The sequence below is a fragment of the Bacteroides sp. DH3716P genome (genome assembly GCF_025914115.1).
In the GTDB taxonomy this organism is placed as follows: Bacteria; Bacteroidota; Bacteroidia; order Bacteroidales; family Bacteroidaceae; genus Bacteroides; species Bacteroides ovatus.
This window is the reverse complement of the sequence record NZ_CP083673.1, coordinates 2,147,530-2,168,927: the sequence shown is the minus strand read 5'-3', so window position 1 is coordinate 2,168,927 and position 21,398 is coordinate 2,147,530. Positions and strand designations below refer to the sequence as shown.

The 21,398-nt window shown below is 44.8% G+C and carries 20 protein-coding genes; 8 read left to right on the top strand and 12 right to left on the bottom strand.

What is annotated here, in order from left to right; all coding sequences use genetic code 11:
• Positions 1 to 240 precede the first annotated feature (240 nt).
• From KQP79_RS07835 to KQP79_RS07815, 5 genes are all read left to right on the top strand, one after another.
• Positions 241 to 501 (top strand): OadG family protein, encoded by a 261-nt coding sequence (locus KQP79_RS07835; RefSeq protein WP_004300941.1) that lies wholly within the window; start codon positions 241 to 243, stop codon positions 499 to 501.
• 26 nt (positions 502 to 527) lie between these two features.
• The gene (locus KQP79_RS07830; RefSeq protein WP_004300939.1) at positions 528 to 2,363 is read left to right on the top strand and encodes a biotin/lipoyl-containing protein; all 1,836 of its coding nucleotides are present in this window, start codon (positions 528 to 530) and stop codon (positions 2,361 to 2,363) included.
• Positions 2,363 to 3,598 carry a sodium ion-translocating decarboxylase subunit beta gene (locus KQP79_RS07825; RefSeq protein ID WP_004300937.1) on the top strand — a complete coding sequence of 412 codons (1,236 nt, stop codon included), beginning with the start codon at positions 2,363 to 2,365 and terminating at the stop codon, positions 3,596 to 3,598. Before KQP79_RS07830 ends, KQP79_RS07825 begins: the two co-directional genes overlap by 1 nt.
• Positions 3,599 to 3,701: 103 nt before the next feature.
• Positions 3,702 to 3,965 (top strand): hypothetical protein, encoded by a 264-nt coding sequence (locus tag KQP79_RS07820; protein WP_004304421.1) that lies wholly within the window; start codon positions 3,702 to 3,704, stop codon positions 3,963 to 3,965.
• On the top strand, positions 3,955 to 4,296 hold the full coding sequence (locus KQP79_RS07815) for a type II toxin-antitoxin system RelE/ParE family toxin (protein ID WP_004300933.1): 342 nt from the start codon (positions 3,955 to 3,957) through the stop codon (positions 4,294 to 4,296). Before KQP79_RS07820 ends, KQP79_RS07815 begins: the two co-directional genes overlap by 11 nt.
• A 107-nt stretch (positions 4,297 to 4,403) precedes the next feature.
• Here the strand turns inward: KQP79_RS07815 and KQP79_RS07810 are convergent, their stop codons facing one another.
• The 5 genes from KQP79_RS07810 to KQP79_RS07790 form a co-directional block, all read right to left on the bottom strand.
• Positions 4,404 to 5,675, bottom strand: coding sequence for a TolC family protein (locus KQP79_RS07810; protein ID WP_165863208.1), 1,272 nt, complete (start codon positions 5,673 to 5,675; stop codon positions 4,404 to 4,406).
• A gap of 48 nt (positions 5,676 to 5,723) precedes the next feature.
• A complete protein-coding gene (locus tag KQP79_RS07805; RefSeq protein ID WP_004300928.1) occupies positions 5,724 to 8,756 on the bottom strand; it encodes an efflux RND transporter permease subunit in 3,033 nt (1,010 codons plus the stop codon).
• Positions 8,757 to 8,821: 65 nt separating this feature from the next.
• Positions 8,822 to 9,877, bottom strand: coding sequence for an efflux RND transporter periplasmic adaptor subunit (locus tag KQP79_RS07800; RefSeq protein WP_004300926.1), 1,056 nt, complete (start codon positions 9,875 to 9,877; stop codon positions 8,822 to 8,824).
• A gap of 189 nt (positions 9,878 to 10,066) precedes the next feature.
• Positions 10,067 to 10,162, bottom strand: coding sequence for a smalltalk protein (locus KQP79_RS07795; protein ID WP_149939068.1), 96 nt, complete (start codon positions 10,160 to 10,162; stop codon positions 10,067 to 10,069).
• 49 nt (positions 10,163 to 10,211) lie between these two features.
• Complete coding sequence (locus KQP79_RS07790; protein WP_004327018.1) at positions 10,212 to 10,721, bottom strand: HU family DNA-binding protein; 510 nt, start codon at positions 10,719 to 10,721, stop codon at positions 10,212 to 10,214.
• A 233-nt stretch (positions 10,722 to 10,954) separates the two neighbouring features.
• Here KQP79_RS07790 and KQP79_RS07785 point away from each other — a divergent pair, with 233 nt between their 5' ends.
• Positions 10,955 to 11,149: a DUF4248 domain-containing protein gene (locus KQP79_RS07785; protein ID WP_004304415.1), complete on the top strand. Its 195-nt coding sequence runs from the start codon at positions 10,955 to 10,957 to the stop codon at positions 11,147 to 11,149.
• A gap of 3 nt (positions 11,150 to 11,152) precedes the next feature.
• On the opposite strand, the gene KQP79_RS07780 is transcribed toward KQP79_RS07785, so the two are convergent.
• The 5 genes from KQP79_RS07780 to KQP79_RS07760 form a co-directional block, all read right to left on the bottom strand.
• On the bottom strand, positions 11,153 to 12,952 hold the full coding sequence (locus tag KQP79_RS07780; RefSeq protein ID WP_004314206.1) for a toprim domain-containing protein: 1,800 nt from the start codon (positions 12,950 to 12,952) through the stop codon (positions 11,153 to 11,155).
• Positions 12,953 to 12,980: 28 nt separating this feature from the next.
• Positions 12,981 to 14,285: a Lin1244/Lin1753 domain-containing protein gene (locus tag KQP79_RS07775; RefSeq protein WP_234120663.1), complete on the bottom strand. Its 1,305-nt coding sequence runs from the start codon at positions 14,283 to 14,285 to the stop codon at positions 12,981 to 12,983.
• A gap of 338 nt (positions 14,286 to 14,623) precedes the next feature.
• Entirely contained in the window at positions 14,624 to 14,989 is a 366-nt protein-coding gene (locus tag KQP79_RS07770; protein ID WP_004311392.1) for an SH3 beta-barrel fold-containing protein, read from the bottom strand.
• Between the two features lie 307 nt (positions 14,990 to 15,296).
• On the bottom strand, positions 15,297 to 15,728 hold the full coding sequence (locus KQP79_RS07765; RefSeq protein WP_004311393.1) for a hypothetical protein: 432 nt from the start codon (positions 15,726 to 15,728) through the stop codon (positions 15,297 to 15,299).
• A gap of 734 nt (positions 15,729 to 16,462) precedes the next feature.
• Complete coding sequence (locus KQP79_RS07760; RefSeq protein WP_004300910.1) at positions 16,463 to 16,870, bottom strand: hypothetical protein; 408 nt, start codon at positions 16,868 to 16,870, stop codon at positions 16,463 to 16,465.
• A 194-nt stretch (positions 16,871 to 17,064) separates the two neighbouring features.
• Here KQP79_RS07760 and KQP79_RS07755 point away from each other — a divergent pair, with 194 nt between their 5' ends.
• Positions 17,065 to 18,279: an ATP-binding protein gene (locus KQP79_RS07755; protein ID WP_004300908.1), complete on the top strand. Its 1,215-nt coding sequence runs from the start codon at positions 17,065 to 17,067 to the stop codon at positions 18,277 to 18,279.
• A gap of 80 nt (positions 18,280 to 18,359) precedes the next feature.
• Here KQP79_RS07755 and KQP79_RS07750 read toward each other — a convergent pair whose 3' ends face one another.
• Complete coding sequence (locus KQP79_RS07750) at positions 18,360 to 18,614, bottom strand: type B 50S ribosomal protein L31 (RefSeq protein WP_004300906.1); 255 nt, start codon at positions 18,612 to 18,614, stop codon at positions 18,360 to 18,362.
• A gap of 433 nt (positions 18,615 to 19,047) precedes the next feature.
• Between KQP79_RS07750 and KQP79_RS07745 the strand changes: the two genes are divergently transcribed.
• Positions 19,048 to 20,052 (top strand): class II fructose-bisphosphate aldolase, encoded by a 1,005-nt coding sequence (locus tag KQP79_RS07745; RefSeq protein ID WP_009040531.1) that lies wholly within the window; start codon positions 19,048 to 19,050, stop codon positions 20,050 to 20,052.
• A 184-nt stretch (positions 20,053 to 20,236) separates the two neighbouring features.
• On the opposite strand, the gene KQP79_RS07740 is transcribed toward KQP79_RS07745, so the two are convergent.
• Positions 20,237 to 21,397: a sodium ion-translocating decarboxylase subunit beta gene (locus tag KQP79_RS07740; RefSeq protein ID WP_004300899.1), complete on the bottom strand. Its 1,161-nt coding sequence runs from the start codon at positions 21,395 to 21,397 to the stop codon at positions 20,237 to 20,239.
• Between the last annotated feature and the right edge of the window lies 1 nt (position 21,398).

Here is a 21,398-nt window from a genome sequence, read left to right as displayed (position 1 = left end):
CAATAGAAGCAGATAGTAAATAAGATAAATGGGAATTTAGTTTAGATGTGGATGGCACGCTAAATCATAAATCATAAATTATAAATCATAAATCATAAATCATTAAACTTCCCCAGTTTTCCAATCAGAGAAATGACGTTTTTATACATTATATTCCTTTCTTAATTTATTTTATAATAAAAAATTGGTATTTTCGGACGCTTTTTAGACGAACAACTTAAAATACTAATAGTTTATTATATGGAAAATATCGAAACAGCGATCCTGCTGATGGTGGTCGGAATGGCTACCGTATTTGTTATTCTGCTGATTGTGATTTATTTAGGTAAGTTGTTGATTACATTAGTCAACAAGTATGCTCCTGAAGAAGTGGTTCCTGTGAAGCGGGAAGCATCGCAAGGTCCTGCCCCTGTTCCGGGAAACATCTTAGCCGCCATTACAGCTGCTGTAAATGTGGTGACACAAGGTAAAGGAAAAATCACAAAAGTAGAAAAATTATAAATCTATAAAGAATATCACTGAAAGACATGAAAAGAGAAGTAAAGTTTAGTTTGGTTTTCCGAGATATGTGGCAATCTGCCGGAAAATACGTACCTCGTGTAGACCAACTCGTAAAGGTAGCTCCTGCCATCATTGAAATGGGCTGTTTTGCCCGCGTAGAAACAAACGGCGGAGGTTTTGAACAGGTAAATTTATTGTTTGGTGAAAACCCGAATAAAGCGGTACGCGAATGGACAAAACCGTTCCACGAAGCCGGTATTCAAACCCACATGCTCGACCGCGCACTGAACGGACTCCGTATGAGCCCCGTTCCGGCAGACGTCCGCAAATTATTCTACAAAGTAAAGAAAGCACAAGGAACAGACATTACCCGTACGTTCTGCGGATTGAACGACGTGCGTAACATCGCTCCTTCCATCACATACGCAAAGGAAGCAGGCATGATTTCGCAATGCTCGCTTTGCATCACTCATTCGCCTATCCATACCGTAGAGTATTACACCAATATGGCGCTGGAACTCATCAAACTGGGAGCAGACGAAATCTGTATCAAAGACATGGCAGGTATCGGTCGTCCCGTATCGTTAGGTAAGATTGTAGCAAATATCAAGGCGGCACATCCCGAAATCCCCGTTCAGTATCACAGTCATGCAGGTCCCGGATTCAATATGGCAAGCATCCTCGAAGTATGTGAAGCCGGTTGTGACTACATCGACGTAGGCATGGAACCGCTATCCTGGGGAACAGGCCACGCTGACTTGCTTAGCGTGCAGGCAATGCTGAAAGACGCCGGATATCAAGTGCCCGAAATCAATATGGAAGCCTACATGAAAGTGCGCGGCATGATTCAGGAATTTATGGACGACTTCCTCGGCTTGTATATCAGCCCGAAAAACCGTCTGATGAACTCTTTGCTGATTGCTCCCGGACTTCCCGGCGGTATGATGGGTAGTTTGATGGCCGATCTCGAATCCAATCTGGAATCAATCAATAAATATAAGGCAAAACACAATCTGCCGTTTATGACGCAAGACCAGCTTCTTATCAAGCTGTTTGATGAAGTGGCATACGTATGGCCTCGTGTCGGTTATCCTCCATTGGTGACTCCGTTCAGCCAATACGTGAAGAACCTCGCCATGATGAATGTGATGGCTATGGAAAAAGGAAAAGAACGTTGGGGAATGATTGCCGATGATATCTGGGATATGATTCTGGGTAAAGCCGGACGTCTGCCGGGCAAACTTGCTCCCGAAATCATTGAAAAGGCAGAGCGTGAAGGCCGTAAGTTCTTTGAAGGTGATCCACAGAATAACTATCCTGATGCTCTCGACAAATATCGCAAACTGATGAAAGAGAACAAATGGGAAGTGGGACAGGACGACGAAGAACTCTTCGAATATGCTATGCACCCGGCTCAATATGAGGCTTACAAGAGTGGCAAAGCAAAAGAAGACTTCCTGGAAGACGTGGTCAAACGTCGTGCCGAAAAAGATAAATCTCCGGAAGAAGATGCCAAACCGAAGACACTGACCGTACAAGTGGACGGACAGGCCTATCGTGTGACGGTAGCATACGGTGATACCGAACTACCTGCTGCTCCTGCGGGTGCTGCCGCTGCTCCGGCAGGAGAGGGTAAAGAAGTACTTTCTCCGTTGGAAGGCAAGTTCTTCTTAGTGAAAGGTGCGCAGGAAACTCCTTTGCAAGTAGGTGACACTGTGAAAGAAGGTGATGTAATCTGCTATGTAGAAGCGATGAAGACCTACAATGCCATCCGTGCAGAGTTTGGCGGTACAGTGACTGCTATCTGTGTCAACCCGGGAGATGCTGTTTCAGAAGATGACGTATTAATGAAGATAGGATAATGAACGAAATATTTGAGAACTTATATGACATGACTGCGTTCAGCAATATCATTGCCGAACCGCAGTTCCTGATAATGTATGCCATCGCGTTCGTTCTGCTCTATTTGGGTATTAAGAAACAGTACGAGCCGTTGCTGCTTGTCCCCATCGCTTTCGGTGTGTTGCTAGCCAACTTCCCCGGAGGAGATATGGGCGTGATTCAGGCCGACGAAAATGGTATGGTGATGGTAAACGGAGTGTTGAAGAACATCTGGGAAATGCCTTTGCATGACATTGCCCACGAACTGGGAATCATGAACTTCATCTACTATATGTTGATTAAAACTGGTTTCCTGCCTCCGATCATCTTTATGGGTGTCGGTGCGCTGACGGACTTCGGGCCGATGTTGCGTAACCTGCATCTTTCTATATTCGGTGCAGCTGCACAGTTGGGTATCTTTACCGTATTGCTGGTAGCCATCCTGATGGGATTCACCCCACAGGAAGCCGCTTCTCTGGGCATTATCGGTGGCGCGGATGGTCCGACAGCTATCTTTACCACCATCAAACTGGCGCCGCATTTGCTGGGCCCGATTGCCATTGCCGCTTATTCGTATATGGCGCTCGTTCCGGTGATTATTCCGCTGGTAGTGAAACTGTTCTGTACGAAGAAAGAGTTGAGCATCAACATGAAAGAACAGGAAAAGAAGTACCCTTCGAAGACTGAAATCAAGAACCTGCGTGTGTTGAAGATTATCTTCCCGATCGTGGTAACTACTATTGTTGCCCTCTTCGTGCCAAGTGCAGTGCCTTTGGTGGGTATGTTGATGTTTGGTAATCTGGTGAAAGAAATCGGAACCAACACATTCCGCTTGTTCGATGCCGCTTCCAATAGTATCATGAATGCTGCCACCATCTTCCTCGGACTGTCCGTAGGAGCAACGATGACAGCCGAAGCATTCCTCAACTGGACAACAATCGGTATTGTGATCGGTGGATTCCTTGCATTTGCACTTTCTATAACCGGTGGTATTTTCTTTGTGAAGCTGGTAAATCTCTTCTCGAAGAAAAAAATCAATCCGCTTATCGGCGCCACTGGTTTGAGTGCCGTTCCGATGGCGAGCCGTGTAGCCAATGAGATTGCTTTGAAATACGATCCGAAGAATCACGTATTGCAGTATTGCATGGCAAGCAACATCTCTGGAGTAATCGGTTCTGCCGTAGCTGCGGGTGTGTTGATCTCCTTCCTTGCGTAAGATAATTCCTGCCTGAAAAAGACTTTTTATACATTCACACTTGGAAGATTCGTTTGATAGCGTTATCTTTGTGTGAATGTATAACAGTAAAAATAGCAAGCGTATGAGTGCAATGTCATTGGAAGCCGAAAAGAACGAACTGATTCGGCGGATTCTGGATGTGGATGATGTCGCTATTCTGCGGAGAGTGAAATCGATGTTGAGTTGTGAAGAAGAGCAAACGAATGTTGTCGCAGAGGAAGCAGCTCCCTACCAGACAAAGGCGGAGATTCTGGCAAGCTTAGATCAGGCGTGTAAGGAACTGAAACTGAATCTGGAGGGTAAGTTGGAGTTTAAGTCATTAGATGATGCCCTTAATGAAATATAGAATAAGCGTTACCCTCGAATTTTTAAGGGAAATGAAGCATTTGTCAAAACGGTATAAATCGTTGAAAGAAGATCTTAGGAATTTTGGAAATGATTTGTTATTAAATCCTGAACAAGGAGTCAGTTTGGGCAATAATCTTCGTAAAATACGTATAGCGATAACTTCGAAAAATAAAGGTAAAAGTGGAGGTGCACGGGTGATAACCTATACGATAATCTGGACAGAAATAGATACAGAGATAAAATTGCTCACTATTTATGATAAGTCAGAACGTGCAAATATCACAGATAAGGAAATAGAAGATATCCTGAAGCAAAACGGTATTTTGTAGTCCTTATGATATAAAAAGAAATCGTCCTGTTTCACGGTTACGTGATAACAGGACGATTTCTTTTATAAGACTAAGACTTTGTGAACAAGTTTCTTTTGTTTCTAAATTTATTCACTGATAACCTTTCTGTATTCCGCTACCGCCATCTTTTCCGACAGATACGCATTAATCAGATTAGTGTGCGCCTGTGTCCATGACAATTGCGCGGAGAGCACATCCACCATATTTGCCTTTCCCTCATTATACGAGAAAGAAACCAAATCAAGATTTTCATTAGCCAGACTCATAGTCTCTTTGGCGGTTTTCACTTGATATTCCGTTTCCGTCAGTTTGGTCAGGGCGGCAGAAAGTTCCTCGTTGATATTATCCGTCACATAACTTTGTTGCAGTTTCTGTATGCCGATATACGCTTTCTGCTGACGGTTTGTTTTGAACCGGGCTCCCCAACGGAAGATCGGTATATTCAGGTTAATGCCGACGATGGGATTGAAAGAAACATCATAACCGAGGTTAGGTGTTGCTGTAGCCCATCCGCCGCTGAAATACATATTCAATTGCGGGTTGAACTGGCTAAGAGCCGCTTTGCGTTGCGCCTGACTTTTCATGATATTCACCTCCGTACTTTCATAATCCGCGCGACGTTGCAGTACATTCTCCAGAGAAAGGATCTGCACCGGAGCGGAAGCCGTGTCAATCGTGTACAGACTGTCTACGGGATTGTTCGGATCTTCTCCCATCAGGATATTCAGCTTTTGCAGCGCCAGCGTATAGTTCTGACGCGCCTTGATATATTGCAATTCCGCTTCTTTCAACCGGGTGGAAATCATTAATAAGTCCGTGCGACTAATCATACCGTCGTTAAAACGATCCTGAATGATGTCATACTGTTGCTTCACAATACTTTGATACTTGTCCGCCGCCTGCAACATAGCCTGTGAAGCAGAAGCATTCCAGTAAACCGCATCGCTCTGATAATGAATCTGGTCGATGGTAAGCTCCTCATTTAGTTGATTCAGCCTTTCATCCGCTTTGGCAATCTTGTGTTGGGCGTTGAGTGCTCCGCCCGTGTACAACGGTTGCGAGACGATAAATACACCTTGATAGGTATGGTTGCGGTATTCGCCTACCGGTTCGTTCCATGCGCTAAGGTCGCTCATGTTGAGGGTCCCGTCCGCATTGATATCAATTTTGGGCAAGAATCCCGTGTGAGCAATCTTCCGTGCTTCCGTACTTGCCATCGTCTTTAGTTTCTGTTGCTTCAGAATTTGACTGTAAGCTTCCACTTTATCCCGGTAAGCTTCCCGGCTAAGATAGGGCTGCTGTGCCCCGGCAGTGAGACCGAGGAACAGCAGAGACAGAGTTATAAGTTGAGTTTTCATTTTATTCAATCTATACAATAAATTCAAGTTTCATATAAGAGAAGGCAATTAGCCTTTGATTCTCTGAATGGCACAATAAGCTACCGGAAGAACAAACAATGTCAGAGCCGAAGCCACCAACAGACCTCCCATAATCGTAGCCGCCATACCGCCGAACATCGCGTCGAACAACAATGGCAACATACCCAGAATGGTAGTGCCGGACGCCATTGCTACGGGGACAATACGACTCGTTGTAGCACTGACAACAGCATCCAACGGCTTTTTGCCCGTTTTAGCCTCTAGATCAATCTGTTCCACCAGTACAATCGCATTTTTGATATTCATCCCAATTAGTCCGAGCAAACCAAGGATGGAGAAGAAGTCGAACGACTTGCCTAGCAACACCAATCCCAAAACGATACCGATAAAAATAAGCGGTAACATCAACAAGATCACTGTCGGCTTACGATACGTCCTGAACAGGAACAACAGCGTGACGAACATCAGGAAGAACGTCAACGGTAAATTCTTGGCCAACGCCTCGTTAGACTCCACCTGACTTTCCTGTTCCCCGAAATACTTCATCGTATACCCCTCCGGCACTTTAATCTCTTTCTGCACCAGCGGCCAAACCTCATTGAAAGCAGCAATCGCATTCACTCCGCGACGCGGATCGCATTGCGCCATCATCACCATTTGCCGGTTGTAATCCTTCACATTCGAGAAACGATATTGGAAATCAAATTCCGATACCACCTGTTCCAGACTGGTCGTTTCATTCCCCGTGCCGAACACGGGCAACGTGCGCAGGTCATTGATGCGGAACGAATCCACCGTGTTATCCTTCAATAAGATAGGAAGCACCTGATCGCCCTGCCGGTACTCTCCAAGCGTCATACCTGTGGTTCCGATCTGGATACTTTGTGCCATTCCCTGACGCGATACCCCTAACGGTTGCGCCCGTTCGGGACTATATACAGGCTTCCATACAGGAACTTTATTTCCCCACGAATTGCGCACATTGATTAAATCCGGATTCCGGTGCATAATCTCTAAAGCCTGGTTGGTGAGCGCCACAAGCGTGTCCACATTCGGACCGATAAACCCGATTTCGATAGCGGCATCCACCGCAGGCGACAGTTTAAACAGACTGGTGCGGGTAATCGCATTCGGATAATTCGCCTTCATGTACGCGTCGAAATCTTCTTCATACTCTTTTGTATATTTACTGTCCGTCAATTCAACCAATACATTGGCAAAATTCGGTTTCGGCCCCACCGAAGTAGAAGCCAGATAATACCTTAACGGCGTGCTGCCGAAGGTGATCGATACTTTCTTCACTTCCGGCTGCTTTGCCAGATGCTCTTCCACGGATTTCATCTCTTTCACTACATCATTGATGCTATACCCGTCGGGATAAAACACGTCCGCCCGGAAATAAGGCTTATCGAGAGAAGGGAAGAAGTTTTGCGGCATCATTCCCATGATAACCAGCGAAGCAACAAAGAGCACTACCATCGAACCCAGTGTCAATGTTTTTCTGCGAATCAGCGTGCGGAGGATGGAGGCGAATTTGTGATAGAACGGTTTGTCATACGGGTCTTTCGTGCCGTCCTTTGCCTTCGCTTTCAGAATGAAATTACCGAAAACGGTGGTCTGCGTCAGCGCGAGCACCCAGCTCAATCCCAGCGAGATGGCAAGCACCACAAAAAGCGGTTTCACGATTTCCGCCACGGCAGAAGGAGCAAGGTAGAGCGGGAGGAACGAACAGATAGCGATGAACGTAGCTCCAAGCAATCCCCATTGCGGACCGGTTGCTCCGTCTATCAGCGCTTTCCGCCGGTCTACTCCGCGGGCGATGGCAATCTGTGCATTGTCTGTCACCACGATGGCGTTATCCACCAGCATCCCCATGGCGATGATAAATCCCGCCAACGAAGTACGGTTCAGCCCGACACCGAAGAAAGACATGATAAGCAATGTGCCGCCAATAGAGAAAATCAGTGACGAGCCGATCAGCATACCTGCGCGCAAACCCATCACCAACATGATAATCACAATAACAATCAGAATCGATTCGATCAGATTGATGATAAATCCGTTGTTGGCTTCGTTGGCAATTTCGTTCTCTAGATACAGGCTTTGCAGTTCCAGTCCCACAGGCATCAGTGGCAACAATTCGTCCAGTTTGGCTTTCACGTTCTTGCCCGTCTGCACCACGTCCCGTTGCGGGTCGGTGGAGACGCCGATGCCGATGGCACGTTTGCCGTTCACGTGCATGATGTTGGATGGAGGGTCCATGTACCCTTTTTCGATGACGGCGATATCGCCCAGTTTCACCTGTCCGGCTTGGGTGGTAATCACCTGGTTACGGATATCGTCTACGGTGGTATACATACCGTTGGCAGTCACCCGGAGCTGTTGTTCGCCGGTACGGATTTCTCCGGTATTAATAATCTGGTTCTGCGATTGCAACAGACTGGCAAGCTGTTTCGGGTCGATGCCCATACCTACGAGCTTATTGGTGGAAATAAAAATATTGACTACCTCCGTCTGCGTCCCGAATAGGGCGACTTTCATCACCCCGTCCGCCGTCACTACCTGCGTCTTGATCCGTTCCGCCCAGTTGCGCATCTCTTCGTATGTGTAACCGTCGTCTGCCGTCAGACCGTAATAGATACCGAACACGTCGCCGAAATCATCGGAAACCGTCGGTGCGGAAGCACCGCTCGGCAATTGTGGCTGTATATTAAGCACCTTCCGTCGCAACTCATCCCACTTCTGCGGAATGGAGCTTGCCGACAAGGAAGGTTGCAACTCGAATGTGATTTTTGAGAGCCCGTACATCGATTCTGATTTTATCTTGTACACACCGCTCATACTTTGAATTTCACGAGAGATAGGCTCGGTAATCAACCGCTCCACTTCTGCCGGTTCGGCACCCGGATAGCGGGTCATAATAACCGCCGACTTTATGACGAAAGGAGCATCCTCTTTCTTACCCAGCTTGCCGAAGGAAGTGATTCCCCCAATCAGCAATACAGCAAGAAAGAAATAGATGATTTTCGTATTATCTAATGAATATTTGGCTAAACTCATAATAAATGATCGTTGATAATTGATGAATGACAGCGGATAAATGATACATAATCATTTATCAACTATCACCTGTCAACAGTTGTGATAGATTCTCCTTCTACTAGTTGGTATACGCCTGCTATGACGATTTTTTCACCGGGTTTCAAACCTTCCGAGATGAGCGCCTGTGCTTCTCCGGTCGGGGCGTTGACGGTCACTTCCCGTTTGTGGACTTTGTTGTCTTCTACCACCCAGACATACATTTTATTCCCTTCGCTTTCGCCGAATACGGCACTAAGCGGTACGATCGTCCAGCTATCCTGCACCAACGGCCCTACATCTGCCGTGAAACGGATGCTGCACGTGAAACCGGGTTTAACAGCATACAGATCGCGGTCGAATGACGGATCGTCAATCGTGATGCTGACCGGAATTCCTGTGCCATCCGTAGAAATATCAAGATATTCTTCCAGTTTCGCTTGAAACACGTGTCCTTTAAATGTGTCGAACTCTACAAGGAAACGCGGGTCTTTGGCGCGCAACAAATAAAGATACGCATCCGGAATGGTGAATTTGATACGCAGATTGTGTGTATTGACAAGCTGCACGATACCCTCACCGGAGTTGACACGCTGATAGTTTTCCACCAGTCGTTTTTCGATAGAACCGTCGAAAGGAGCTGTCAGCTTGGTGTCGCGCATATTGTTGGCAGACAGTTCGTATTCAGACTTCGCCTTCTGGAAGTTGGCGAGGCTGATTTCATATTCCTGCACGGAGATCGCTTGCCGGGAGAGGAGCCGTTTGTTACGTTCCACTTGTGCCGAAGCCGTTTCGTATGCCGATTTCGTGGCGGCATATTGCAACGCGATGTCTCTGGGGTCGATAGCCGCGATGAGCTGTCCTTTTTTCACTTTCTGTCCTTCGATGACAGGAAGCTGGATGATTTGTCCGTTGACCCGGAAAGCCAGCTTCACATATTCCACCGCTTCCACGATTCCCGAGAAATCTTTTCTGATAATCGATCTTGACTCGACAATCGTAGTCTTTACAGGACGTGCAGTTGTCGTTGTCGTTTCTTTTTTCTGTCCGCAGCCAGCCAGCAAGATTGCAGCCGCCAGGACGAATCCAAATTCCTTTTTCATATACCACGTTGATGTTTAGAGGTTTTGCGTTGATAAATAGCGAATAATATACTAAAACAACTCCTGTTTATTTATGTTCAACATTCCTGTCTTTTCATATCCTGCCTCTTAACCTTTATATGGAACACAAAAAAACGGGAACTTTACCGTTTCTAAGGTAAAATTCCCGTCCAACTCTTTTGTGTCATTTTACATCATCAGGTTCTGACCTCCAATGACGCCTGCAATAGCAGTAGCAACCGCAATGACGACTTTTAAAATCGTATTCCAAATGGATTTCTTCATAATTCAACACCTCCTTTCCATACCACACTATCCTCTATCACCTATTCTATCACGCTGCCGGATCGGGCGCTTCCTGACCACCGCCACCCGGTTTGTCATCACCCGAACCTCCGGTGTTGCCACCGCCTCCCGCTCCCAGTGCTTTCGTCAACTGGTTGACGTGGATATATGACGCTCCCTGAATCAGCGCACGGGTGATATTTCCACCGGCATCCCGCGTATATTCCGGGGTAAACTGGCAACGCAATCCCGTGATTTGTGCCGGACTAACATCGGCTTCCGCATCCACCCCCTTGCAGCGTGACTGGCACACCATGGTAAATGTTCCCAATCCTTCGAGCTTCACTGTCCTGCTGTTGAGCAACTGCTCGCGCATCACTGCCATCAGGTTTCGGATCACGTTGTGCACGTCACCGGCCGTCAGTGATGACCGTTCGGCAATCGTTTCGCCAATCATTTGCGTATCCACTACGTTTCCCATTTTAATCAGACAGGGATGCCATTTCTTCTTTTTGTCCTTCGATGCGATATTGGACTGAACCGCTTTGTAAATCAACATACTGATTTCCTCCTTTTTAAGTGAATAAATAAGATTTTATTGAGTCAGTAAACGAACGTTTTCTGTCTCTTTTACAGTAGCAAAGATACCCCAACCGGCAGGGGAGGAAACATGAAACGGTATCTGCCGGTAAGTGAAGGCAAACGCTTGAATATCTGTGTATTTGCTTGCATTTCTACGCAAAAAACAGTATCTTTACATGACGTAAATAATAAATTAAAAGAAGAAAATCTATGAAGAAAACGGAATTGGCATTACTCTATATGCCGTATGCAAGTGCCGATGTGGCAAGAAGACATTTAAATAAATGCATCCGCCGAAACCGGGAGTTGCTGGAGGCTCTCGAAGCTACCGGCTGGGCGTTTTGGATACATTGGCTCACACCGTTGCAGGTGGAGCTGATTGAGAAGTATTTGGGAGAGCCTTAATCCCTAAATCCATCCCTCTGACGAGAATAAGTCTTTGGCTCCCTTCCACGGTTGCACCTGCATACCCGGTTCGGGTGGCGGCGTACAAGGGGAATATCTTCCGTTGGTCACATCGTAGCAGAACGCTGCGTTTCCCTTTGTTCCGAAATTACGGAAACGGGTTTTCTCGACATGTATATACACGATCCCCATTTCATCCTGACGGTCTACCACTATTCCGTAGTCCGTCATGTTGAAAAAGTTGGCCGAGCCGTTGATGTCATACATGGTGGGAACTTCCGTTTTCTGCGTGCCGTATTGCTTGTTCATCTTTCTCGGATGCGCCACCAGAATGACGAGGCAGGAGTTGAGCCGGGCAAAACGTGCCAGACTATTCATGAATGAACCGATATACCCCGTCTCCGTCATGCCTGCCGGGATCTGATGGTTGATGTAATTGTACGGGTCGATAACAAACACACGGATGCCGTGACGGTGTACCAGTTCGCGTGCCTTCGACAAGACGTTGCCCAGTGTGAAATCCCCGTCCGGAAGAATGTGCCAGACGCGTTGCGAAAGATAATCCACTACGCGGGCGAATTCCTCCTCCGTAGAGAAATCTTTGCGGAAACGGTGTCCCAGCAGTTTCTCCGCCAGTTTGGCATGATGATACTCGATTGGCGTGTTCTCCGGACTGAAATATCCCGCTCGCCAATCTTGGCGGGTGCAGAGCCGGAGCACTATCTCATCTACAAAGTCCGATTTGCCATGTCCGGGAATACCGGTGACGGTGAGCACCCGCCCCGTTTCCAGCCTCATGATTTCGTCCAGATTCGGTATTCCCAATTCCACGCCCGAAGTATACCCCTCTTCAAACAGTTGGTGTAACCCCTCCCGTAAGTCTTCTGCCGTGAACGTACCTTCCAGGCGGGGGATGGGTGCGTCTTCCAGTGCCTTCAGTAGTGCGTCCGGGCCTTCCGCCACGAGCAGTTCGTTGGCGTCCTTGTATGCTTCGCCGTAGGTGACAATACGGCAGCGGTCTACCCCCAGCCGTCGGGAGAGTTCCCGGCACAGTTCCCGTCCCTTGCGGTCGGTGTCCACCGACAGATAAATCACTTGTTTCTGCTCGAAATGAGATTCCGACAATTCGTCCAGCCAGTCCAGTTGACTGTTGGCACCGTTCGGTACGGAAATGACATCCGTCCGGCCGACAGCCATGTAGGAGAGGGCATCAAATTCCCCTTCCACGAGGATGCACTCCGGCGTGTCGCGGATGGCGTCGATGTTGTAAGGGATGGTGCGCGCTCCTTGCAGCAATTTGAAGTGCTTTTGTGAGTCGCGGAACTTTGTGTTCACCAATTCCCCGTTTTCGAAAAAGTTGAAGCAGAGACAGTCCCTCTTTTCCCAACCTTTCTCCTTTCCGGATATAGGCATCGAGATGGAGGCGAAAGCCACGCCAGCTTCCACCAATACTTCCGGCGGAATGTGGCGGACGTCACGACACCATTCAATTTGCTTCTGTGTGAGTGCCCCTTGCTCTGGGTCGCCGTGCGGCTTTTCAGTGGGCGGACAACTGGAGTTGCTACCTGTTGCCGTTGGAAATTTGACCAACGGATCACCCAGCTTTCTGCCTTTTCCGGCATATATGGCTGCCGAACCGTGTGCGCCGCAGTAGTGGCACAAATACAGTTTGGTATCGAGGTTGACACTTAGTGATTTATCACGCTTATCCGTCCGTTGGGCATGACACCAGGGACATTTTGTTTTCATTTTGCCGCTTGTGCGACCGTGGGTATCAATACCCAGTTCTTTGAATCTATCCATATTTAGTAAATGATTGAGAGATAATATGCTATCGTGTCCATTCGTTCGTCACCGGATTCCAGATATGTGCCGCCGAAGGTCGCGGCTTGGCATAAGCGGGGATGGGATGCCCGTCGTAGGTACGTATTCCGTTGGTGATGGTTTCGTAGGGCGAACATTGCTGTTGCTCTTGCCGGTTTTTGAGAAACCTCTTCAGTGCCACCTGCGTTGTGGATGACACATGGCTTCCCTGCCGGGTGAGATTGGCGAAATAGTTTTTTACTTCGTGCAGGCTGTTCATCGAGCTTTCATTTCCCCGTAAGATGATTTGCTCCCGTAAATAGTTGAAGAACCATTCTTTTTCTTCCATCATCAGCCGGGGGATGCCCGACTGAATGGCTACGACTTCATACCAGGACGTGTCGTTCATTGCCTCCTGTAGATTTTCTTCCCATGCGTTGGGGCGCATATCGGGTGTCACAGCGTTCAAGTCCGTCACCTTCAAACCTTTTTCTTCTTCTTTTTCTTTTCCGTTTTCTTCAGAAGAAGAATTTTTTTTGTTTATTTCTTTATTTATAATGGGGGATGGATTTTTCTGTATATTTGACGTTTTTTTTATTTCCCGAGTGTTAAAATCCTCTTCATTTCCGTTGGCTTTCAGAGAGTTATTGACGTGCGGTTTCGTGTTGCGCTTTTTTTCATCTTCCATGTTGTCAAGTGCTTCCCTATAGTCGTCTATTGCTTTAGAATGGAGGTTCATTTTCTCATCCAGATAAAAGAGTCCGTAATTGTATAATACGCTTTCCATCAGTTCGTCGCTCACATCATAAAGGTTCTGGATGAAGGAAGCAGTTTGCGGTGCCAGAAAATGTTGTGGCTGTTGATAGAGCTTTTCCATCACAAGCCAATATAGTCCGTAGGCTTTCAGTCCGTCTTGCATAATCATCCGCAGCAGTTCGTTGTCGGTGTATGCCAGTAGGGGGTGCGGGAAATAACTTCTGATGGCAGATTCTTCGCAAAAGTCGGCATAGAGTATATGCGAGTTGTATCCTTTGCCGGGACGCCGGAAATAATGGTGGTAGAGGAGCTCAAGATGTTCGGGTTGGGCATGGAATATATTGGCGATGATTTCCATTGTCTGGATATTGACGCAGCATTTAAGCTGTGCATGAGCTTCTTCGAGCATCACCCAGTATAGTCCGTATATTTCCAGTCCTTGTTCCCGTATCAAAATACTCATGGGTATATTGCTGGAAGAAGAAGTGGGATGATTGAAGTAACCGTTATGAATCGGTTTTCTCTTTTGTGATGCGTTGTTCGATTGTTTGGTATTTGCTGAATTAGATGTTGTCATAATAAAATATATTAGTTTCTGTTTTAAATTCTATTTTTCTGAAAATACAGATACGAAGAATCCGGCCACTTCTTTGGAAAGCAGCAAATATCGTACTCATTCTTCATGATGGATTCGGAGTATTCTCTTCGTGTATGTAATCTGTAATATAGGGAATTTTCGGAGCAGGGGAGATTTAATTCCGAAGTTCTGAAAAAGCAATGCTGGAAAAACAGATAACTGCTTCTGTCAAAAAACAAGGAAGCAGCATTGACATGATTTTTTCTCTTACTTGCGGTTGCAAAGTAACTACTTTATTTCGTATATGTCCTACAACTTTCCTTATTTAATCCATAAAATTAATTTTTTTTCACAGAAGAGCCGAATACAATCCCTGCCACTCGACACGTAAGCCATTTTCTACAATGCACGTCATAGTATGGGAGAAACCTGTTGGAGGGGTTTTCGTAGTAGGGGCGGCCGAAATAGTGTTCATATTCTGTCAGTGTCCCTGTAATGGAAAGGCAGGTTCCGTCTGTTCGTTGCAGGCAGAAATCGGCGTTGTCCCATCTCATCCGGTCTATCAGTTCTTCTACTTGGTATGCACGGCGCATAGATTCTCCCAGTGTCAACAGTGTGCCGTAATTCTCTTCCGCATCTTGGCGGATAATAGCTGCCCGACGGGAAACCGTCAGGCAACTGTCATTCTTCATCGTTTTTTTCATACAGATTTCTTTGTGCTGAAATGCTCACATTTCAGTTCTTGTTAGTGATGTAAATGTAGTGAATTTACTTGACTTTACAAAGGATAAGATTGCTTATATAAAGGATGATTAGTTAAATAAATGTAATAAAATATTTTGCATTTTTCATTGTCTGAATATAGGCTTTAAAGAGCTTATGGAGGAGTTTAAAGAAAGCTGTGGAGGGAATGGGAATAGGCTGCAAAGGGCAAAGGACGGCGCTCCTTATCCTCTGTGGTGAAAACCGTGCAATAATGTCCCACATGGTAATTGGTACACTGATAATTATTCACCATTGAAACCTTTTGCGCAGCCTTTTTATCCAACTGTCACTACGTATAACGTTGTTATTCTCTCCAATCGCTTTTTTCAAATCCCGGATCCGTTCATTTTGTCTCTTCATTGCTGCCTGTATTTCGTTTATCAACGTCTTTATTTCCTTCTGCAGCTGAATTTCCTTTTCTTTCAATTGAATAATGTGGGCGTATTTCTCGCAGACCATTGTTTTGTCTATGCACAGTTGTTCCAGCGTATCAATATATTCTGCTGTAATGCCGGCTTTACTTCGGCGAAAGAGTTCCAGAATACATTCTTCGTCAACGTTCGGAACATTGTCTATGTATAACATAGGGAATTGTCCCATTTCCACCCAAAGCAGGATTGCTTCTTTTTCGATGTGATACTTAATCACTGCTTTTTCTACACTAATCCATTTTGGCATATTGCTTTTGTTTTAATGTGTTATAAAAAAAAGAGTAAATAACGTATTGTCCGGAGAGGTGCAACGAACACCCACGATTTTTATGATTTCGGTCGGCTGGGGAATTGGTTGGGGTATAAGGATTGTTGAAACCGACCGGATACAATAAAAGCGTGAGTGCTGTTGTACCATTATCTAAACTTAAGGCTTAGCAACACCCTTCACCAGATAATGATAAACAACAGACACCCACGCCAAACGTTTATATATAACAAATCTCTAATCGATATGTTGATATACGACTATCTACGTGGAGTATCTGTTGTATCATCTCTCGGTGTGAAAAAACTGCTAATTTTTAAGTTTGAGAGACAATACGTTATTTACTCCATTAAGGAATAAAAAAACGCTTTTGCCTGTTTCATCACGCTGATGGGCAGAAAGCGTGTGACAAAGATATATGTTTTTTTCGGAATAGGATGGAAAAGAGGAAATAAATGCAGGAAATATGGTATGAGAATAGAGAGTATGGTATAAAGATGGTAAATATGCTATACGGGTGGCAAATATAATGTGATGATAAAAAGGAGGGAGCCAAAAGTAAAACCATCTATTAGATTGATATTATTTAGGTACGGATTACACGGATTTCGCGGTTTTAGTCTAATGGAACCGTGAAACCCGTGTAATCCGTGCCTAAATGAAAGCCATAAAAGTCTTTTGACCTCGTATTGTCTTTCCGTGCAATTCTTTTTTTAGCTGCGATTTCTTTTGGGCTTTCCGGAGAAGATAGTCAGTTCAAGAATTGCAAAGATGATTTCCGTTGTGGTATATCCGGTAAATGAATATTCTAAATTTTCATTTTCGGAGAAGTATTTGAGATAAACGGTTGGAGTGCCATTGTGGAAGTCGAGAAAAAGATAAGAAGTATAATCATAGATGCCAAGATCGGCAAACTCGTTCAGAATCGCTGTGTTGAAAATCGTGCATTGGCCTGTCTTTGATTCATTTCCGGACATTTCGAATCTGCGATGTTCTTTTGCGAGATCGTCTTTATTCACATGTCTGAATTGTTCTTGCAGCTCTTTACTGAAAGAAAGGCGTTGTCTGATGAAATTAAAAACTTCTTCCTTTGTCATTTGTTTTAAATCGGTTATTTCCATTTTTTTATTAATTAGTCGGGTAAAGGTACTTTCTTTATTTGGTAATAAATCGGATTTAGTCATATTTCTTTTATTTATTTTTCGGCTTGTAACCCTAAAAGAATCTGAATTTATGGATTTATTTAGGGTTATAACCCTAAAAACTTTCCGAAAATAGTATATCTTTGTGCTTATAACCCTAAAAACTTTTGAATATGATTAATCGTGAACAGTATATGGAACAAATCGTTCCTTTTATAGATAAGCCGTTTGTAAAAGTGATAACGGGTATTCGTCGCAGTGGAAAGTCGGTAGTGCTGCGTCTGATTCGTGACGAACTGTTGAGGAGAGGAGTTCGTGAAGAACGTATCATCTATCTGAATTTTGAAAGTTTTCAGTGGATAGATCTGAAAGAGGCGAAGGCTTTGTATGCTTATATTCGGGGACAGGCGGGAGATGCGGGTAAATATTATATTCTCTTGGATGAAATTCAGGAAGTGGACGGTTGGGAAAAAGTGGTCAACTCACTTCTGGTAGATTTGGATACGGATATTTATGTGACCGGCTCCAACTCACGTATGTTATCGTCCGAACTGGCAACTTATTTAACGGGACGGTATGTCGCTTTCCATGTCATGACCTTGTCTTTTAGAGAATATCTGACTTTCCATGACTTGCAGGCCAATGATCCGACACTCAACCGGAAGGAGGAATTTCAGAAATATCTCCGTATGGGAGGATTTCCGGCCATACATACTGCCGATTATGGATATGAGGCTATCTATAAAATTGTCTACGACATCTATTCTTCTGTCATTCTTCGTGACACGGTGCAGCGTCACAATATCCGGAATGTGGAATTGCTCGAACGGGTAGTGAAGTTTGTTTTTGATAATATAGGCAATAAGCTGAACGCTAAAAATATAGCTGATTACTTCAAAAGTCAGCAACGGAAGGTGGATATGAATACCATCTATAATTATCTGAATGCATTGGAAAGTGCTTTTATCATTCAACGTATTCCCCGGTATGATATTAAAGGAAAGGAAATTCTGCAGACGAATGAAAAGTATTTTGTAAGTGACCTTTCTTTGATTTATTCCGTGATGGGCTATCGTGACCGGTTGATTGCAGGTATGTTGGAGAATCTGGTCTGTCTGGAGTTGAAAAGAAGGGGTTATGAAGTGTATGTAGGCAAACAGGATGATAAAGAAGTGGATTTTGTAGCCATCCGTCGGGAAGAAAAGATTTATGTGCAAGTAACGTATCAGTTAGCTTCACAGGCCACTGTTGAGAGGGAGTTTGCTCCTTTGCTCGCCATTAACGACCATTATCCTAAATATGTAGTTAGCATGGACAGCTTGTGGCAGGATAATGTGGAGGGTGTCAGGCATCGTCATATAGCCGATTTCTTGTTGGATGATGCTTGACGTTAAGGAATATAGAAAACGAAAAAGAGGAAATTCTCTGCGAGAATCTCCTCTTTTTTCATCTTTCACGAAAGATCGAATTATTTCTTCTTACGGTCACCGTAACGGCTCATGAACTTGTCAACACGACCTGCAGTATCTACCAATGTAGATTTACCTGTATAGAACGGGTGAGAAGTGTTTGAGATTTCAATCTTCAGCAACGGATAAGTTTCACCTTCGAATTCGATGGTTTCTTTAGTTGCTACAGTTGATCTAGACAAAAACATGTCACCATTTGACATATCTTTAAATACTACCGGACGGTATGATTCTGGATGAAGGCCTTTTTTCATTTCAGTATCTGTTTTTTTAATTTATATTCTGTTACTATTTTGGTAAGAAATAGTGTAATGGTCATTTTCAGAGCGCAAAGATAATGCTTTTCTGTGAAATAGAAAAAGGTTTTCTAAAATTTCTGATTTCTAATTTATGATTTCTGATTGGCTATGCAGATTTTGGTGATTAAATGAATGAAAAATGAGGTATAAATAAGGTATAAATAAGGAGATATAAATCCGAAGGCATCAATCAGAATTCAGAAATCATAAATCCCAAAGTTTGCAAGGTAGACATTACAATCTAATGTCACACTCATATTCCTGCAGAAAAATGGTGTCTGATTTAAACCTTTTTCTACTATATTTTTCTTTCCGATGTTCGTTATTCGATGGATAATGCTTACTTTTGCGTAGAATTTTTATTCACTAACAATAAACTTTAAACAAAATGGTAAATTACAAAGATTTAGGATTGGTAAACACAAGAGAAATGTTTGCTAAGGCTATCAAAGGTGGATATGCTATCCCAGCATTCAACTTCAACAATATGGAACAAATGCAGGCTATCATCAAGGCTGCTGTTGAAACTAAATCTCCTGTGATTCTTCAGGTTTCTAAAGGTGCTCGTCAGTATGCTAACGCTACTTTGTTGCGTTACATGGCACAGGGTGCTGTAGAATATGCTAAAGAATTAGGCTGCGCACATCCGGAAATCGTTCTTCATCTTGACCACGGAGATACATTCGAAACTTGCAAATCTTGTATCGATTCAGGTTTCTCTTCAGTGATGATTGACGGTTCTCATCTTCCTTACGAAGAAAACGTAGCATTGACTAAGAAAGTTGTTGAATACGCTCACCAGTTTGACGTAACTGTAGAAGGTGAACTTGGCGTATTGGCTGGTGTAGAAGATGAAGTTTCTTCCGACCATCACACATATACTGACCCTGAAGAAGTAATCGACTTCGCTACTCGCACTGGTTGCGACTCTTTGGCTATCTCAATCGGTACTTCTCACGGTGCTTACAAATTTACTCCGGAACAATGCCACATCGACCCGAAGACTGGCCGTATGGTTCCTCCTCCATTGGCTTTCGAAGTATTGGACGCTGTAATGGAAAAACTTCCGGGATTCCCTATCGTTCTTCACGGATCATCTTCAGTTCCGGAAGAAGAAGTGGAAACTATCAACAAATATGGTGGTGCACTGAAAGCTGCTATCGGCATTCCGGAAGAAGAATTGCGTAAAGCTGCTAAGTCTGCTGTTTGCAAAATCAACATCGACTCTGACTCACGTCTGGCTATGACTGCTGCTATCCGTAAGACTTTCGCTGAAAAACCGGCTGAATTCGACCCACGTAAGTATCTTGGCCCGGCTCGTGACAACATGGAAAAACTGTACAAGCACAAAATCATCAACGTGCTCGGTTCTGACAACAAATTGGCACAGTAATAATCTCCGGATTATTCCATAAATAAAAGAAAGAGGCTGCTCCGGTTTGAACACTGGTAGCAGCCTTTTTTATGACGTTTAATCGTTTCAGAACGGAGAGAAGATAACACTATGGCTGTAATAAAGAACACCCGTGTCACAACTGAATGTAACACGGGTGTTCTTATCTATTATATAATGTTTCTTACATCAAGAATCCAAGCAGAATACCGGCAGCAACAGCTGAACCGATCACTCCGGCAACGTTCGGACCCATAGCGTGCATCAGCAAATAGTTGGTCGAATCATATTCCAAACCAATCACTTGTGAGATACGTGCAGAGTCGGGAACAGCAGAAACACCTGCATTACCGATCAACGGATTGATCTTATTACCCTTCTTCAGGAAGATATTGAAGATCTTAACGAAGATGACACCAGATGCCGTTGCAATAACAAATGACAATGCACCGAGGGCAAAGATCTTGATAGAGTCAAGCGTCAGGAATTCGGATGCTTGTGTAGAAGCACCTACTGTCAGACCCAACAGGATAGTGATTGTATCAATCAACGGACCACTGGCAGTATTAGCCAAACGGCGGGTTACACCACTTTCTTTCAACAGGTTACCGAAGAACAGCATACCCAGCAAAGGCAGACCGGAAGGAACCAGGAAACAAGTCAGCAACAAACCGATGATCGGGAAAATCACCTTCTCCGTGTGAGAAACGGCACGCGGCGGTTTCATGCGGATGACACGTTCGTTCTTGGTGGTGAGCAGACGCATGATAGGCGGCTGTATCACCGGAACCAACGCCATATAGGAGTAGGCGGACACCGCAATGGCTCCCATCAGGTTAGGTGCTAGCTTGGAAGAAAGGAAGATGGCCGTCGGGCCGTCTGCTCCACCAATGATACCGATAGCACCGGCTTGCATTGGGTCGAAACCCATTTCCAATGCGATCATATATGCACCGAAGATACCGAACTGTGCAGCTGCACCAATCAGCATCAATTTTGGATTAGAGATAAGTGCCGAGAAGTCCGTCATGGCACCGATACCCAAAAAGATGAGTGGCGGATACCAGCCGGAGGTCACTCCTTGATACAATATATTCAATACAGAACCTTCTTCATAAATACCGACTTTCAGCCCGGCATCCATATTAAAAGGTATATTACCAATCAATATACCAAAACCGATAGGAATCAGCAGCATTGGTTCGAACTCTTTGGCTATTGCCAAATAGATGAATACCAAGCCAACGAGAATCATGACTACATGCCCTACCGTAGCATTGGCAAAGCCTGTGTATGTCCAGAAGTCGGCCAGGTTATTTCCTAAAAAGTTTATAAAGTCTCCCATA

Bases quoted from the DNA above. Each gene is read 5' to 3' on its own strand.
- KQP79_RS07835 (WP_004300941.1), top strand. From the start codon at position 241: ATGGAAAATATCGAAACAGCGATCCTGCTGATGGTGGTCGGAATGGCT.
- KQP79_RS07830 (WP_004300939.1), top strand. From the start codon at position 528: ATGAAAAGAGAAGTAAAGTTTAGTTTGGTTTTCCGAGATATGTGGCAA.
- KQP79_RS07825 (WP_004300937.1), top strand. From the start codon at position 2,363: ATGAACGAAATATTTGAGAACTTATATGACATGACTGCGTTCAGCAAT.
- KQP79_RS07820 (WP_004304421.1), top strand. From the start codon at position 3,702: ATGAGTGCAATGTCATTGGAAGCCGAAAAGAACGAACTGATTCGGCGG.
- KQP79_RS07815 (WP_004300933.1), top strand. From the start codon at position 3,955: ATGAAATATAGAATAAGCGTTACCCTCGAATTTTTAAGGGAAATGAAG.
- KQP79_RS07810 (WP_165863208.1), bottom strand. From the start codon at position 5,675: ATGAAAACTCAACTTATAACTCTGTCTCTGCTGTTCCTCGGTCTCACT.
- KQP79_RS07805 (WP_004300928.1), bottom strand. From the start codon at position 8,756: ATGAGTTTAGCCAAATATTCATTAGATAATACGAAAATCATCTATTTC.
- KQP79_RS07800 (WP_004300926.1), bottom strand. From the start codon at position 9,877: ATGAAAAAGGAATTTGGATTCGTCCTGGCGGCTGCAATCTTGCTGGCT.
- KQP79_RS07795 (WP_149939068.1), bottom strand. From the start codon at position 10,162: ATGAAGAAATCCATTTGGAATACGATTTTAAAAGTCGTCATTGCGGTT.
- KQP79_RS07790 (WP_004327018.1), bottom strand. From the start codon at position 10,721: ATGTTGATTTACAAAGCGGTTCAGTCCAATATCGCATCGAAGGACAAA.
- KQP79_RS07785 (WP_004304415.1), top strand. From the start codon at position 10,955: ATGAAGAAAACGGAATTGGCATTACTCTATATGCCGTATGCAAGTGCC.
- KQP79_RS07780 (WP_004314206.1), bottom strand. From the start codon at position 12,952: ATGGATAGATTCAAAGAACTGGGTATTGATACCCACGGTCGCACAAGC.
- KQP79_RS07775 (WP_234120663.1), bottom strand. From the start codon at position 14,285: ATGACAACATCTAATTCAGCAAATACCAAACAATCGAACAACGCATCA.
- KQP79_RS07770 (WP_004311392.1), bottom strand. From the start codon at position 14,989: ATGAAAAAAACGATGAAGAATGACAGTTGCCTGACGGTTTCCCGTCGG.
- KQP79_RS07765 (WP_004311393.1), bottom strand. From the start codon at position 15,728: ATGCCAAAATGGATTAGTGTAGAAAAAGCAGTGATTAAGTATCACATC.
- KQP79_RS07760 (WP_004300910.1), bottom strand. From the start codon at position 16,870: ATGGAAATAACCGATTTAAAACAAATGACAAAGGAAGAAGTTTTTAAT.
- KQP79_RS07755 (WP_004300908.1), top strand. From the start codon at position 17,065: ATGATTAATCGTGAACAGTATATGGAACAAATCGTTCCTTTTATAGAT.
- KQP79_RS07750 (WP_004300906.1), bottom strand. From the start codon at position 18,614: ATGAAAAAAGGCCTTCATCCAGAATCATACCGTCCGGTAGTATTTAAA.
- KQP79_RS07745 (WP_009040531.1), top strand. From the start codon at position 19,048: ATGGTAAATTACAAAGATTTAGGATTGGTAAACACAAGAGAAATGTTT.
- KQP79_RS07740 (WP_004300899.1), bottom strand. From the start codon at position 21,397: ATGGGAGACTTTATAAACTTTTTAGGAAATAACCTGGCCGACTTCTGG.